The 14,411-nt window shown below is 59.3% G+C and carries 14 protein-coding genes; all 14 read right to left on the bottom strand.

Annotation, left to right across the window (positions count from 1 at the left end; genetic code table 11):
- Positions 1-50: 50 nt before the first annotated feature.
- The 14 genes from fliM to I9H09_RS08640 all read right to left on the bottom strand — a co-directional run bounded on the left by fliM (position 51) and on the right by I9H09_RS08640 (position 14,392).
- Entirely contained in the window at positions 51-1,019 is a 969-nt protein-coding gene (gene fliM, locus I9H09_RS08705; protein ID WP_005890111.1) for a flagellar motor switch protein FliM, read from the bottom strand.
- Positions 1,020-1,028: 9 nt separating this feature from the next.
- A complete protein-coding gene (gene fliL, locus I9H09_RS08700) occupies positions 1,029-1,535 on the bottom strand; it encodes a flagellar basal body-associated protein FliL (protein WP_005890110.1) in 507 nt (168 codons plus the stop codon).
- A gap of 205 nt (positions 1,536-1,740) precedes the next feature.
- Positions 1,741-3,156, bottom strand: a complete 1,416-nt coding sequence (locus I9H09_RS08695; protein ID WP_122347214.1) for a flagellar hook-length control protein FliK — start codon at positions 3,154-3,156, stop codon at positions 1,741-1,743.
- A 100-nt stretch (positions 3,157-3,256) separates the two neighbouring features.
- Positions 3,257-3,613 carry an Hpt domain-containing protein gene (locus I9H09_RS08690; RefSeq protein ID WP_005890108.1) on the bottom strand — a complete coding sequence of 119 codons (357 nt, stop codon included), beginning with the start codon at positions 3,611-3,613 and terminating at the stop codon, positions 3,257-3,259.
- A gap of 33 nt (positions 3,614-3,646) precedes the next feature.
- A complete protein-coding gene (locus I9H09_RS08685) occupies positions 3,647-5,353 on the bottom strand; it encodes an ATP-binding SpoIIE family protein phosphatase (RefSeq protein ID WP_122347215.1) in 1,707 nt (568 codons plus the stop codon).
- A 4-nt stretch (positions 5,354-5,357) separates the two neighbouring features.
- Positions 5,358-5,660 carry an STAS domain-containing protein gene (locus I9H09_RS08680; RefSeq protein WP_005890106.1) on the bottom strand — a complete coding sequence of 101 codons (303 nt, stop codon included), beginning with the start codon at positions 5,658-5,660 and terminating at the stop codon, positions 5,358-5,360.
- 82 nt (positions 5,661-5,742) lie between these two features.
- The gene (gene fliJ, locus I9H09_RS08675; RefSeq protein ID WP_122347216.1) at positions 5,743-6,192 is read right to left on the bottom strand and encodes a flagellar export protein FliJ; all 450 of its coding nucleotides are present in this window, start codon (positions 6,190-6,192) and stop codon (positions 5,743-5,745) included.
- Between the two features lie 6 nt (positions 6,193-6,198).
- The gene (fliI, locus tag I9H09_RS08670; RefSeq protein ID WP_024670736.1) at positions 6,199-7,557 is read right to left on the bottom strand and encodes a flagellar protein export ATPase FliI; all 1,359 of its coding nucleotides are present in this window, start codon (positions 7,555-7,557) and stop codon (positions 6,199-6,201) included.
- Positions 7,547-8,368 carry a flagellar assembly protein FliH gene (fliH, locus tag I9H09_RS08665; protein WP_122347217.1) on the bottom strand — a complete coding sequence of 274 codons (822 nt, stop codon included), beginning with the start codon at positions 8,366-8,368 and terminating at the stop codon, positions 7,547-7,549. The genes fliI and fliH overlap by 11 nt, the downstream gene beginning before the upstream one ends.
- A 15-nt stretch (positions 8,369-8,383) precedes the next feature.
- On the bottom strand, positions 8,384-9,400 hold the full coding sequence (fliG, locus tag I9H09_RS08660) for a flagellar motor switch protein FliG (RefSeq protein ID WP_005890098.1): 1,017 nt from the start codon (positions 9,398-9,400) through the stop codon (positions 8,384-8,386).
- Complete coding sequence (gene fliF / locus I9H09_RS08655) at positions 9,393-11,180, bottom strand: flagellar basal-body MS-ring/collar protein FliF (RefSeq protein ID WP_122347218.1); 1,788 nt, start codon at positions 11,178-11,180, stop codon at positions 9,393-9,395. Before fliF ends, fliG begins: the two co-directional genes overlap by 8 nt.
- 15 nt (positions 11,181-11,195) lie before the next feature.
- On the bottom strand, positions 11,196-11,525 hold the full coding sequence (gene fliE, locus I9H09_RS08650; RefSeq protein ID WP_005890094.1) for a flagellar hook-basal body complex protein FliE: 330 nt from the start codon (positions 11,523-11,525) through the stop codon (positions 11,196-11,198).
- A gap of 240 nt (positions 11,526-11,765) precedes the next feature.
- Positions 11,766-13,178, bottom strand: a complete 1,413-nt coding sequence (locus tag I9H09_RS08645) for a sigma-54-dependent transcriptional regulator (protein ID WP_122347219.1) — start codon at positions 13,176-13,178, stop codon at positions 11,766-11,768.
- Complete coding sequence (locus tag I9H09_RS08640) at positions 13,178-14,392, bottom strand: sensor histidine kinase (RefSeq protein WP_024690371.1); 1,215 nt, start codon at positions 14,390-14,392, stop codon at positions 13,178-13,180. Before I9H09_RS08640 ends, I9H09_RS08645 begins: the two co-directional genes overlap by 1 nt.
- Between the last annotated feature and the right edge of the window lie 19 nt (positions 14,393-14,411).

Genomic DNA, 14,411 nt, shown 5'->3' with positions numbered 1-14,411 from the left:
CTGCACGCAGTATTTCAATTACGCAAAATTTCCGACATCGACCTTACAGGTCAACGTCGCGCTATGGGTTCGATTACTTGCAGGGCCATCTTGCCCTTGTGCGAGCCTAGCTTGACCTTGAAAGAAGGCACGCCGTTGGCACGCATGACCAGCGAATCGCTCAATTCCACCGGAATCACATCGCCGGGGCGCATGTGCAGGATGTCCCGCAGGGGCAACTGACGCTGAGCGATGGTGGTCGTGAGTGGTACGTTCACATCCAGCACGTCTTCCTTGAGCGCGTTCACCCAGCGCTCATCCTGATCATCAAGGTCGGACTGGAAGCCGGCATCGAGCATCTCGCGGATCGGCTCGATCATTGAGTACGGCATGGTCACGTGCAAGTCGCCGCCACCGCCATCCAGCTCGATATGGAACGTGGAGATCACCACCGCCTCGCTTGGCCCGACGATGTTGGCCATGGCCGGGTTCACTTCAGAGTTGATGTACTCGAAGTTGACTTCCATGATCGCCTGCCAGGCTTCCTTGAGGTCGATGAAGGCCTGATCCAGCACCATGCGCACTACACGCAACTCGGTCGGCGTGAATTCACGGCCTTCGATCTTGGCGTGACGGCCATCGCCACCGAAAAAGTTGTCCACCAGCTTGAACACCAGCTTGGCGTCGAGAATGAACAGCGCCGTGCCGCGTAACGGTTTGATCTTGGCCAGGTTGAGGCTGGTCGGGACGTACAGCGAATGCACGTACTCGCCGAACTTCATGACCTGAACACCGCCCACCGCCACATCCGCCGAGCGGCGCAGCAGGTTGAACATGCTGATACGCGTGTAGCGGGCGAATCGCTCGTTGATCATTTCCAGTGTCGGCATGCGCCCACGGACGATCCGGTCCTGACTGGTCAGGTCATAACTTTTGACACTGCCAGGCTCGGCAGCGTTGTCGGTCTGAACCATCCCGTCGTCGACGCCATGCAGCAGCGCGTCGATCTCATCCTGGGAGAGCAGGTCTTGCACGGCCATGTGAGGATCCTACTGCAATACGAAATTAGTGAAGAGCAACTGTTCGATCACAGTCTTGCCGAGTTCTTTCTGGGCCACTTCCTGAATGCTCGCGGTCGCTTTCTGACGCAGCATTTCCTGACCGATCGGCGACGCCAGCGATTCGAAGGGGATGGCTGCGAACAGCATCACCAGATTATTACGAATCAGAGGCATGTGTACTTTAAGCGCCTCCATGTCGGCAGCATTGCGGCCCAGCATGGTAATGCTGACCTGCATGTAACGCTGACGGCCATTGGCGTTGAAGTTGACCACAAAGGCGGGAGTCATCGGCTCGAACACCGCCACTGGCTTGGCGTTGGCCGCCGCGGCTGCAGCAGCCGGGTCTTCCTTGCTCTCGCTCTTGTGCATGAGGAACCAGGTCGCACCCACCGATAAGCCCACCGCCAGCAACAGCGCCACAACGGCGATTATGATGAGCTTGAGTTTACCTTTGCCTTTGGGTGCGGGATCTTTAACTTCTTCGCTCTGCGCCATGCCAATAATCCGTCACTATTCAAGAGTTTCTTCAATACGTGACAGAGGCAGAGCAAGTGTTATGCCAGAGTTGTGGGAAACGGGAGATGTGCCTGACACGACTGGTTACGCAGCCGGGTCATGCAGCAATAGACAGGACTCCTGCCCCGATGCTCGCAACGGGTACAGGAGTTGAAGGAACATGGATGCAGCAATCAGCCCGGTATCAGGCGTAATAGTCGATCTCGCTGGTGCCGATCACGCGTGCCGCCGGCTGGCTGACAGGTACGGCGGCGTCAATGCCAGCAATATCATCCGATGTATCGCTGGTATTTAGGCCATTTCCACGACCACCACGCTGAGCGCGACTTGCCTGCTCTTGAGCCTGTTGCTGAGCCTGCTGTTGCGATTGATCGGAAACGTTGACGTCGACGTTGCCCAGCCCTTGCTGAACAAATGACTCGCGCAGCTTCGACATCTGGTTTTCCAGCGCGTCACGCACGCCTAGATGAGCGCTCATGAAGGTCACCTGGGTTTGCTGATCCGGCGCCATGTTGATGCGGATATCCAGACGACCAAGCTCGGCAGGCTCAAGCTTGATGTCGGCGGTCTTGAGGTTCTGGCTCGACAGGTACATCACGCGATCGACAATGCCTTCGGTCCAGCCACTTTGATGCATGGCCAGCGGCTGATTCATCAACGGCGCAGCAGGTGCGGCCGCAGTGCGTGCAGGCTGCGCGGCCTGACTGAGGGCAGCCAGACGATCAGCGAAATTGTCTACACGCGTGTCACCGGCAGCCCCTTTGACGTCCTTCAGGCCCTCGCCGATCAGACCGCTGAACGATTTGTCGCTGCTCTCGGTACTGCTTTCATCCGATGGCAGTTGCTCACTCAAAACCGACAGGTTATTGACTAAATTCTGCGTTGGGTCAGCCTCCGCGTTCGAAGGCGTCGCCTTGTTGGCGGCTTGGGCATTCTGCGCGGCCAACTGGGTTTTCGCGGTGGCATTTTCAAGCGCCAACTGCACGGCATCAAGGCCATCCAGCGGGTCGGCATCCGGATTGAACGCGGCTTCGGCTTTTGCAGGAACCGCCGCCTGACCAACTGCCAGCGATGCGATCGCCGGTGTGGCGCTGGCGTCTGGCGTCTGCGGCTTGACTGCCGAAGCAGCTGGCAAGGCAGGCATTTGTGCCGCCATTGCCTGCAAAGCCGGGTCCAGAGCGGGGTCGACAGCTACCTGACCTTCAGCCAGCGCAGGGTCGGCAGATGCCTGTGCCTGAGCATCATCCGGGGCGGTTTCGGACTTGGCGGCGTCGCCATCCGCAGCAGTGGACTTGGCAGGCAAGTCATTGCCGCTATCGGCAACGGTCGACTTGTCAGCGGCATTCGACGGGTCGTTTACCGGCTTGTCCTTACCTGCGGCAACCTTGTCTTTGTCAGGCGCCGACTTGTCACGGCTCTGCTTGACCGGCGCATCGTCACGTGGCGCCACGGTATCCCTGGTCTGCTTTGCATAGACGTTGGAAAAGCTGGAAGCCCCGTCTTTGCTGCTGTCGGCGGATTTGACCGAATTATTGACGGCACCGGACCTGGAGGTCGCAGCGTTCGTGGCCTGAAGAAGGGCATTGGTGGAAAGTGGCATTTCGGTCTCCGCATAAGCAGCTGGTAATCGCCTTACCACCAGAACTTAGCAATATGCGGGCCAACTCGTGAAAGCGGCCAGATCGGCCGAAAGCGGCAGATCAGCTGATGAAAAACTGCCGCTCTGCGTTGAACAGACCACGGATGGTCAGGTACTCGTTATCAATCTTGCCGACCAACTCTGCCAGCCCCAGCGACTGATGCTGACGGGCACGATCTTCAAGCTGTCTGCACAGGTCGGAAAGACGCAACGCACCCATGTTGCTACTGCTGCCTTTGAAGCTGTGGGCCGTGAGGCTAAGCTCCTGCAGGTCCATGTTTCCGGTCTCGACAGCCTGGCGAAGTTGCACAATGCGCTGTTCGGAATCCTTGAGAAACACATCCAGCAATGTCGGATATTCATCCTCCATGACTTCCTGCAGAGCATTCAACACGCTGTAATCCAGATGAATCGACACTTGTTCACTCCTTGATCAAGACTGTGGAACGGATTATGCCACTCCCTCCCAGGTAAATTCCACGCACGCGGTCCTGCCATCCCTGGACCAGTTGGCCTTGTGACTCAACTCGCGCACCAGACGCAGCCCGCGACCGTACAGCTTATCGCTCGCAGGTTTCAACATATGCAGCCGTTCTGCATCAAATCCGTCACCACTGTCTTCGACGCTGAGGGTCAGGCGCCCTCCTTCACCGACAGGTTCAACGTGCAGAGTCATGCGGATGAACCCTGACTCCAGAGCGCCAAGACGCTCGGCCCGCTGCTGATAATAAAGCGCAAAACCCGCCGCATCATGCTTCAGTGCAGAATCCAACCCTAGCACGCCGTGCTCCAGCGCATTGCTGTACAGCTCGCCCAGTACCATATGTAACGCGGCGCCCTGATTGCGCAAACCATGCACTTCAAGCAGCAATTGCAGCACGTAAGGCAGCGGATTGAAACGCCTGAGGGTCGAAGCACGCAGTTCGAAGCTCGATGACCAGTCCAGCGGGCTCGATGCGCCGCTGTCGGAGTACGTCAGGGCAGGCAGGCGGTCAAGCGGCTCTTCGACCGCGCTGATTTCAAGCAGGCTTACATCGTCTCGGGCCTTGCCGCCAAAATCGTTGAGTGCCTGAAGAATTTCCTGGATCAGCAGTTGCGGCTCGCGATTGGCGGACAGCACGCCGCGCAGACGTTGCGCGCCGAATAACTCATCACGGCTGTCGCTGGTGTCGAGCACGCCATCGGACAGCAGGAAGATCCGGTCGCCCGGCGCCAACGGGTAGACCTGGGTGTGCGCGTCGAACGCATCGACACTCAAGACGCCCAGAGGCAGGTGATTCGACGCCAGCGGCACGTGCTCGCCTTCAGTGCCACGCAGCAGATAACCATCCGGCAATCCGCCGTTCCACACCTCGACCTGACGCTGCTGGAGGTTGACGCACAGCAGCGTCGCACAACAGAACATGTCCACCGGCAAAATGCGCTTCAGCTTGGCATTCATCTCACGAAGAATGGCCACCAGACCGTAACCCTTGGCGGTCATGCCATAAAACACCTCGGCCAGCGGCATGGCGCCCACGGCAGCCGGCAGTCCGTGGCCAGTGAAGTCCCCAAGCAACACCTGCATATGACCTGCCGGGGTGTAGGCGGCCAGCATCAGGTCACCGTTGAACAGCGCATAGGGCGACTGCAGGTAGCGGATATTGCCCGCCCCCAGACACCCGGCATGTGCCACCTGATCAAACACGGCTTTGGCGACGCGCTGTTCGTTAAGCAGGTATTCATGATGTCTGGAAATCTGATCACGCTGCTGACGAACAGTCTCGTGCAGTACTCGCAAGCGGTTCATGGCATTGATCTTGGCGGCCAGAACCAGGGGATTGTAAGGCTTTGACATGAAATCATCGCCGCCAGCATCCAGACAGCGCGCCAATGCCTCACCTTCGGTAAGCGAGGTCAGGAAGATGATCGGCACCAGCGACTCGCCTGACAGCGCCTTGATCCGCCGTGCAGCCTCGAAACCGTCCATGACCGGCATCATCGCGTCCATCAGGATCAGATGCGGGCTTTCAGAGGTGAACATCGCCACGGCTTCGACGCCATTGGCAGCACTCAATACCCGGTGCCCCTGACGCGCAACGATGGTCGACAGCAGCAACCGGTCACTGGTGCTGTCGTCGGCAATCAGAATGCAGAGGTTTTTCAAGGAGGACTGCAAAGGTTCAGCCCAGCTGGAACAGCTTCGAGAAGTTTGAAATGGCGAGGATCGTGCAGACATCAGGCGTGCAGTTGATCAGACGCACCACCGCTTTATCGCCACCGGCATGATCACGCAACAGCAACAGCATGCCCAGCGCCGAGCTGTCCAGGTAATGCGTGCCACGCAGGTCCACCACGTAATGCAGGTCCTGCGGACAGTCCTCATAAGCCTCGCGAAATTCCTGATGGGCGGAAAAATCAAAGCGCCCCTCAATGAAAAGGGTCAGTTGTCGACCATCTGCCGAACGTTCGGACGTGACTGTCATGGGAACTCCGAGGTGTTTCATCAACGAGACATTGAGAGCGTAGACCAGACCAACAGAAGGCCAGGTCTGATTAGGTCAAAAATCAGAATGGTTCATGACGCGGCAGTCGCTGCGACAGTTCGTCCAGCAGCTTTTGCTCGCGCTTGTCTTCAAGCTTGCGTGCTTCGTCCATGTACCGCTGCACCAGCTTGCGCAGGCCTTCGACCCGCGCATAGCAGTCCTGCCAGGCCGTACGCGCCCGAGCCAGATTGGCCGTGTGCCATTCGAGGCTTTTATATTGCTGTGCAACCGCGACGTCCAGCTGACTGAGAAAGCGTTGATAGCCCAGCAACCATTGCCCGGAAACCCCGGCACTGCCGCGCTGCAACCATTGCTGCTGATAATCCTGGCGGAACTGGTCCAGCTCCTGCAGTTTGTTGTTGGCCAGGTTGACCTGCCCCTGAAAATGCCCGAGACGCTGAGCCGCCGTTCGCTCGGCAGTCTCGGCCATCTCGACCACAGGCGCCAGGCGCGCCGCTCTACTCTGAGCCATCGCCTATCAGCCGCCAGGTGCCGGGGCAAATATCGATGCAAGCGCTTCGCCACTGCCCTGCATGCTTTCATTCTCGCGCAGCGCCTGGCGCTGATAACGCACCAGCACCGGATGCAACGCGATTGCCATATCGGTTTCGCGGTCGCCACCGGCTACATAGGCGCCCACGCTGATCAGGTCACGGGTCTGCTGATAGCGTGACCACAGTTGCTTGAAGTGTTGCGCCTGGGCCATATGCTCCGGGCTGACCACTGCGGGCATGACCCGGCTGATGGACGCTTCGATGTCGATAGCCGGGTAATGCCCCTCCTCGGCCAGACGCCGGGACAGCACGATGTGGCCGTCGAGCACGCCTCGTGCGGAGTCGGCAATCGGGTCTTGCTGGTCATCGCCTTCCGACAGCACGGTATAAAAAGCGGTAATCGAACCACCGCCCTTTTCGGCATTACCGGCGCGCTCGACCAGTTTTGGCAGGCGGGCGAACACCGACGGCGGATAACCCTTGGTGGCCGGAGGCTCGCCAATTGCCAAGGCAATCTCCCGCTGAGCCTGAGCAAAACGGGTCAGGGAATCCATCAGCAACAGGACGTTCTTACCCTTGTCGCGAAAATATTCGGCAATTCGCGTGCAATACATGGCCGCACGCAGGCGCATAAGCGGCGCATCATCGGCTGGCGAGGCAACCACCACCGAACGCTTCAGGCCCTCTTCGCCGAGAATGTGCTCGATGAACTCCTTGACCTCCCGGCCCCGCTCGCCGATCAGGCCGACGACGATAATGTCCGCTTCGGTAAAGCGCGTCATCATGCCGAGCAGCACACTCTTGCCCACACCCGTACCCGCAAACAGGCCAAGACGCTGGCCACGCCCGACTGTCAATAAACCGTTGATGCAGCGAATGCCGACATCCAGCGGCTGACTGATCGGGTCGCGCTTGAGCGGGTTGATCGTCGGGCCGTCCATCGGCACCCAGTCCTCGGCCTTGATCGGCGAGCGCCCATCCAGCGGACGACCGGCGCCGTCAAGCACCCGCCCCAGCATGCTCATGCCCATCGGCAGACGTCCGGTGTCAGCCAGGGGCACAACCCGCGCACCCGGTGCGATGCCTGCCACACTGCCTACCGGCATCAGAAACACCTTGCCACCGGAAAACCCCATCACCTCGGCTTCGACTTCCACCGGGTGATGGCTGTCGTCGTTGATGACCATGCAGCGACTGCCCATTGCCGCGCGCATGCCTTCAGCCTCCAGCGTCAGGCCGACCATGCGCAGCAGGCGCCCTTCGACCACAGGCTGGGCAGGCAGGCTGATCGACTCGGCGTAGGTGCCGAGTCGCTTGCCGAAGCTGGTGCGATCAAGGCGCATCGAGTGTGTCCGCGTCAGGTTCTACAGCACCACCGGAGGCTTTTACCGGCGCGGCGTCCAGATCGACATTCAGGTCTGCCGCAGCCGGATGAGTGATCTGCTCGTGCAACTGATCATGCATCCTGGAAATCGCCAGCGCGATGCGCGTTTCGACGCTGGCGTCGATGCGGCTGTGCTCGGTTTCGATCCGGCAACCGCCGGGCAGCAGGTCTTCGTCTTCGACGATTTTCCAGGCCTCCTCATGGCGCTCGCGCATCGCTTTGACCAGCAGGAAATCCTGGGGGTTGATAAAGATACGCAGGTTCTGAGCACCCATCGGCAACAGCTTCAACGCATCACGCAACACCGTGGCGATCTGCCCGGAATCGGTCACCAGCTCGCGCTGAATGACCTTGCGCGCGATGTGCTCGACCAGATGGACAACGGCTTTTTCGATCTGCGTATCCTGCTCGGCGATAGGCTCCAGCAAATGCCCCATCAACTGTTCAAGGCTGGCGATTTTAGCCGCCAATGCAACCTCAGCCTCTTGCCGAACCTTGAGCTGGGTGCTGTGAAAGCCTTCTTTTTCGCCGGTGGCAAAGCCTTCGTTCCAGGCCTCCTGGCGAATGCTCTCCAGCTCTTCGAGGGTCAGCGGCTGAACTTCGTCCAGCGGCACCTCTTCCATCTCGAGCGGTTCGTCGGCAGGCTCCGGTTCGGGTTCAGGCTCGGGTTCCACATGCGGGTCGAAGCTGGGTAACGCCCAGATATCGAGCGTCCCGGCGTCCTTGGCGCGAATGAGGTCGCTGGCCAATTCTTTATTGGGAGTGGACATGAGTCAGCTGAATCCTTAGATCATTTCCTCGCCGCCTTTGCCACCGAGTACGATCTCGCCGGCCTCGGCCATACGACGCGCGATGGTGAGGATTTCTTTCTGGGCAGTTTCCACATCGCTGACACGTACCGGACCCTTGGCTTCCAGGTCGTCGCGCAGCAGTTCGGCGGCACGCTTGGACATGTTCTTGAAAATCTTTTCCTTGATCGCTTCGTCCGAGCCCTTGAGCGCCAGTACCAGCACGTCCGAGGATACTTCGCGCAACAGCGCCTGGATACCACGGTCGTCGACATCGGAAAGGTTGTTGAAGACAAACATGAGGTCTTCGATCTGCACCGACAGGTCTTCGTCGACCTCGCGGATCGAGTCCATGAGTGCGCCTTCGATAGAACTGTCGAGGAAGTTCATGATGTCTGCCGCACGCTTGATACCACCCAGCGTGGTACGCGACGTGTTGGCATTACCAGAGAACTGCTTCTCGAGAATCTGGTTGAGTTCTTTCAGCGCGGCAGGCTGCACCGTGTTGAGCGAGGACACTCGCAGGATGATGTCCAGACGGACTTTGTGGTCGAAGTGCCCGAGCACTTCACCAGCCTGGTCGGCATCCAGATACGCCACCACAATGGCTTGAATCTGCGGGTGCTCGAAACGGATCACGTCGGCCACCGCGCGCGGCTCCATCCACTTGAGGCTGTCCAGACCGCTGGTATTGCCACCCAGCAGGATACGATCAATAAGACCGTTAGCCTTGTCTTCACCCAATGCCTGGGTCAGCATTTTGCGGATATAACCATCGGAACCGACGCCGAGACTGGTCTGATCGCCGACGATGTCGACAAACTCGCTCATCACCTCTTCGACCTGCTCGCGATGCACGTTGCGCATCTGAGCCATGGCTACGCCCACTTTCTGGACTTCTTTGGGGCCCATGTGCCGCAGCACCTGAGCCGCGTCAGTTTCACCCAGAGAGAGTAACAATACTGCCGCTTTTTCAACTTTCGAGAGTTTGGCTACCATGGCTCGTTCATTCATCAGTGTTGATCCACTCTTTCACAACCTGAGCCACACGGCCAGGATCCTCAGCCACCAAACTCTTGATTGCATTCAGCTGTGCGTCATAACCCTCGGTAGGGCTAGGCAGCAAGATACTCTGCGGTCCACCCAGGCTCACGCGGTCGTTGGACAGCTCGCCGTCCAGCCCGCCCATGCCACCGAGCTCGACATCGCCACCGCCGAAAGCGGCCAGTTGCTTGCTTTTGCCGTTGGTGATGTTGTTCAGCACAGGGCGCAGTACGCCGAAGACCAGGATCAGGATGAAAATCACACCCACGGCCTGCTTGACGAGGTCCCAGAACCAGGGCTGCGAGTAGAACGATGCCTCGGGCAAGACTTCTGCACGCTCGCTGGAAAACGGCACGTTGATCACGCTGACGCTGTCACCGCGGCTGGCGTCGAAACCGACAGCATCCTGCACAAGACGCGTAAAGCGGGCCAGATCTGCGGCGCTCCACGGCGCCCGGCTGACTTCACCGTTGGCAGCATTGGTCTTGACCATGTCGTCGACCACCACAGCAACCGACAAGCGCGTCAAGCGACCCTGCTGTTGCTTGGTGTGACTGATCGACCGGTCCAGTTCGAAGTTCTTGGTCGACTGCACACGCTTGTCAGCTGGAAACGGCGCCAGTGCAGGCTGACCGGTGGCCGGGTCCATGATCTGCTGACCATTGGCATCCAGCAGCGGCTGGCCCGGGGCAATAGGACCAGCAGCACCTGCGCCACCTGCTCCGGCAGTCTGCGGAGCCGTCGCAGGGCCGGGCGGCTGATTGCTCAATGCACCCGGAACCCCGCCCGAGCCTGAACTGCTGGAGCGTTGTTCGTTGACCGACTGCTCGCTGCGCAGGGCAGGCTGATCAGGGTTGAAGCTTTCTGCGGTCGATTCGACAGCACTGAAATCCACCACCGCCGACACTTCGGCCTTGTAGCGATCATTGCCCAGAATCGGCTGCAATATGTTCTGCACGCGCTGGGTCAGCATGCCTTCCATGCGACGGCTGTAATCAAACTGTTTGCCAGCCATGGTCAGCTCGGAGTTTTCCGCCTGGTCAGACAGCAAAGTGCCCTTCTGATCCACAACGGTGATCTGCGACTTGCTCAACTCAGGGACGCTGGTGGCAACCAGGTTGATAATGGCCAGAACCTGACTCGGCTCCAGCGAACGACCGGCATACAGCTCGACCAGTACCGAAGCGCTGGGCTTGCGGTCGTCACGAACAAACACCGAGCTCTTCGGGATTGCCAGGTGGACACGGGCAGCCTTGACGTTGTTCAGGGCCGAGATGGTCCGGGCCAGTTCGCCCTCCAGCCCGCGACGATAGCGCGTGGCTTCCATGAACTGACTGGTGCCCAGCCCCTGATCCTTGTCGAGGATCTCGAAACCGATATTGGCGTCGTTCTGTACCACGCCTGCCTGGGCCAGCTGAATGCGCGCACGCTGCACGTCATCGGATTTCACCAGCAGAGCCCCGGAGTTGGGCTCGACGGTGTAATTGATGTTCGCCGCCGTCAGGGTTTCCATGATCTGCTTGCTGTCCAGACCTGCCAGACTGCCATACAGCGGACGATAGTCAGGCTGCTGCGACCAGAGAACCACGGCAAAGCCGATGGCCACGCTCGCTGCCAGACCGACCATAAGGCCGACCTGACGCAGCATGGTCATTTCGGAAAGATTTTCCAGAAAAGACAAACCGAACAACGGTTTCTTATCGGAAGCGCCCGCTCTTGCAGGAACGGGATCGGCAGTTGCTTCGGCCATGACTCAGTACGTCCCTTAAACCGGCATCTGCATGATGTCTTGATACGCTTGAACCAGCTTGTTACGAACCTGGGTCAATGCCTGAAAAGACACACTGGCTTTCTGCGACGAAATCATGACGTCGGTCAGATCAATACCGCTCTTGCCGACTTCAAAAGCACTGGCCAACTGGTTAGAGGCCTGCTGAGTCTGAGCAACCTTGTTCACGGCCTGGCCAAGCATGTCGGCGAAGCTGCTGGCTCCGGCTTCCTGCGCGCCGGACACGGGCTTGGGAGCAGACATCGCATCCATCTGCATGGCCCGCATATCCAACATCAAGCGATTAAATTCAACACCTTGGCTCATGGACGTTTCTCTCGTAAGGCCCGCAAATTTTTGACACTGATTCAGCGGGTACAGAAGACTTAGCAACAACGGTGCCAGCTAGATAGAGGCAATTTGCCACACCAGATAAAATGTCATGTCGCCTGTCATGAAATGGCCCTGAAACCCGCGCGGTTAAAGGCCTGAAGACTTTCAAGACAGGTGTCAGTGTTGTTGCGACTCAGCAATCGATTTTAATGCCTGACGAGCTGAGTCCGTCATTCAAGTGGCAAACAGATAAGCCTCGACGTCCATACCTGCGTCGCGCATCTGAGCAAGCTTGTAACGCAATGTACGCGGGCTGATACCCAGCCTTTCAGCGGCTTCTTTGCGACGCCCGCGCTCCGAACGCAGCGTGTCGATGATCATTTGAAACTCGCGACGCCGAAGGTCATCCCCCAACGCGCCGACCGACTCGGGACTGACACCGGCATTGGCATTCTCCGCGACGGACATGACAGGCAAGGACGCTGCAGCCTCTACAACCGCCGCTGGCAAGCCGGTGACTGGCCCCGACAGACAGAAATCCTGCGCCTGAATCACGCCGCCCTGCTGCAAAATCAAAGCGCGCTGCACGGCGTTATCCAGTTCTCGCACGTTGCCCGGCCAGGGGTAACCCACCAGACACTGCTGCGCTTCGGCAGAAAGCCGGACCGGCGCATGCTTCATTTTATTGACATGCTTGGCAAGAAGCCGCTCGGCCAATGGCAGAATATCGGCAGTCCTTTGACGCAACGCCTGCCAGGCCAGTGGAAACACCGACAGACGATAAAACAGATCTTCACGAAAGCGCCCCGCCGCCACTTCGCCCGCCAGATCACGGTTGGTGGTAGCCACGACACGGATATCCAGCGTAATCGGCTTGCGCGCTCCAACGCGCTCTACCTCTCGCTCCTGCAGCACCCGCAACAGCTTGGCCTGAAGCCCCATGGGCATTTCGGAAATTTCATCAAGCAGGATGGTCCCGCCGTCAGCCTGCTCGAACTTGCCGGCCTGCGCTGCAATAGCGCCGGTAAACGAGCCTTTCTCATGACCGAACAGGGTGGCCTCGAGCATGTTGTCAGGAATGGCCGCACAGTTGATCGCTATAAACGGTTTATCGGCACGCGGCGAATTTTGGTGAATGAAACGCGCCAGTACTTCCTTGCCAGTACCGGACTCGCCGGAAATGAGGACTGTGGAGTCGCTTTTTGCCACCCGACTGGCGAGGTTCAATAACTGAACGCTGGCAGGCTCGACGGCAATCGGCCCGTCACTCTCGGCAGGCCCCAGACGCCCGAGCGCGTGCCGAGCAACCAAGGCGATAAGGGCTTTGGGCTCAAAGGGCTTGACCAGGTAATCGGCTGCACCCTGGCGCATAGCGTCCACCGCTCGCTCGACAGCGCCGTGCGCCGTCATCAGCAGCACCGGCAACTGCGGATGCCGGCTGCGCAGCAGGCTCAGTAACTGATGGCCATCCATGCCCGGCATGTTGACGTCGCTGACCACCAGATTGAACGGTTGCGCCTCGACCGCCAGCAACGCCTCTTCGGCAGAGCCGACCGCTTTGTAGCCATAGCTGGCTAGCTCCAGGGTTTCGCCCAGCGCTTCGCGCAATGCACGGTCATCCTCGACCAATAGCACGTTGATCGACATCAGTGATTACCCAACTGGCCGGAAGCCGGAATCAGCGGCAGGCTGACAATTGCACAGGTGCCGCGCCCGACGCGGGACAGGTAATGCACCCCGCCCTGATGCGCACGCGATACTGCGGTTACCACCGCCAGACCCAGCCCGGTGCCGTTGGTCTTGGTGGTGAAAAACGGTTCGCCGATACGGGCCAGTGCAGCCCTGTCCATGCCGCTGCCGCTATCACTGAAACACACACGCAGCATGTTGCCGCGGCTGTAGGCATGAATTTTCAGGCGCGCCTGACCGGCACTGGCCTGCACCGCGTTTTCAATCAGATTGAGCAGCGCACCGACCAGCGTGTCGCGATTGCACAGCAGTTCGCCGTCAATGCTGTCGCACTGCCAACGCACCGCAACGCCCTGCACATGAGTGGTCGCGGCATTCTGCAGTGCCTGGAACAGCACGCCCGGCGTCAGGCGATCAGTCAGCGGCAACTCGCCACGGGCGAACACCAGCATGTCGCGAACCTGATGCTCAAGCTCATGCAGACGGTCCTTGAGACGCGCAGCGAATCGCTGCTGAGTCTCAACCGGCAATTCCTGCTCGGCCAGATGGCTGGCATAAATCATGGCGGCCGACAACGGGGTGCGGATCTGATGCGCCAGAGAAGCCACCATTCGCCCCAGCGACGAAAGACGCTCGTGACGGGCCAGCTGCCCTTGTAGATGACGGGTCTCGGTCAGGTCATTGAGCAGCACCAGTTGACCCGGCTCGGCATCCAGTGATCGAGTGGCAATGGACAGCCTGCGGCCGTCCTTGAGAGACACTTCATGGCCGTCGTCTTCGCGCGGAGCAAAGCAGCGGCTGATGACGTTACGCCAGAGCATCCCCAGCAGCGGCTGGCCCAGAAGGTCGATGGCGGCCGGATTGGCTTCGCGCACAACACCCATGCCGTCAATGACGATCACACCGCCCGGCAGCAGGTCGAGCAGGTTCTGCAGACGATTGGCCAGACGCTCCTTTTCTGCCAGTTCCTGCAGACGCTGGACGCCGGCATCGGCCAGCTCGCCCTTGAGTTCAGTAACACGCGCCTCGAGCAAGCCGTAGGAATCGGTCAATTGCGCCGACATCTGGTTAAACAGCGAGAACGCCTGCTCGAGTCCCTGACGACTTTCGAGCTCCGGGGAATACGGAACCTGAACAGATGAGGCAGAAGTCAGTTGGGCGGCCTGGGACATAGTTCATCTCTCTCGTGGC

It is taken from the genome of Pseudomonas tremae, assembly GCF_023278125.1.
Classification (GTDB): domain Bacteria; phylum Pseudomonadota; class Gammaproteobacteria; order Pseudomonadales; family Pseudomonadaceae; genus Aquipseudomonas; species Aquipseudomonas tremae.
Note: the sequence above shows the minus strand (reverse complement) of the source record. Positions and strands in the feature narration are given on the sequence as shown.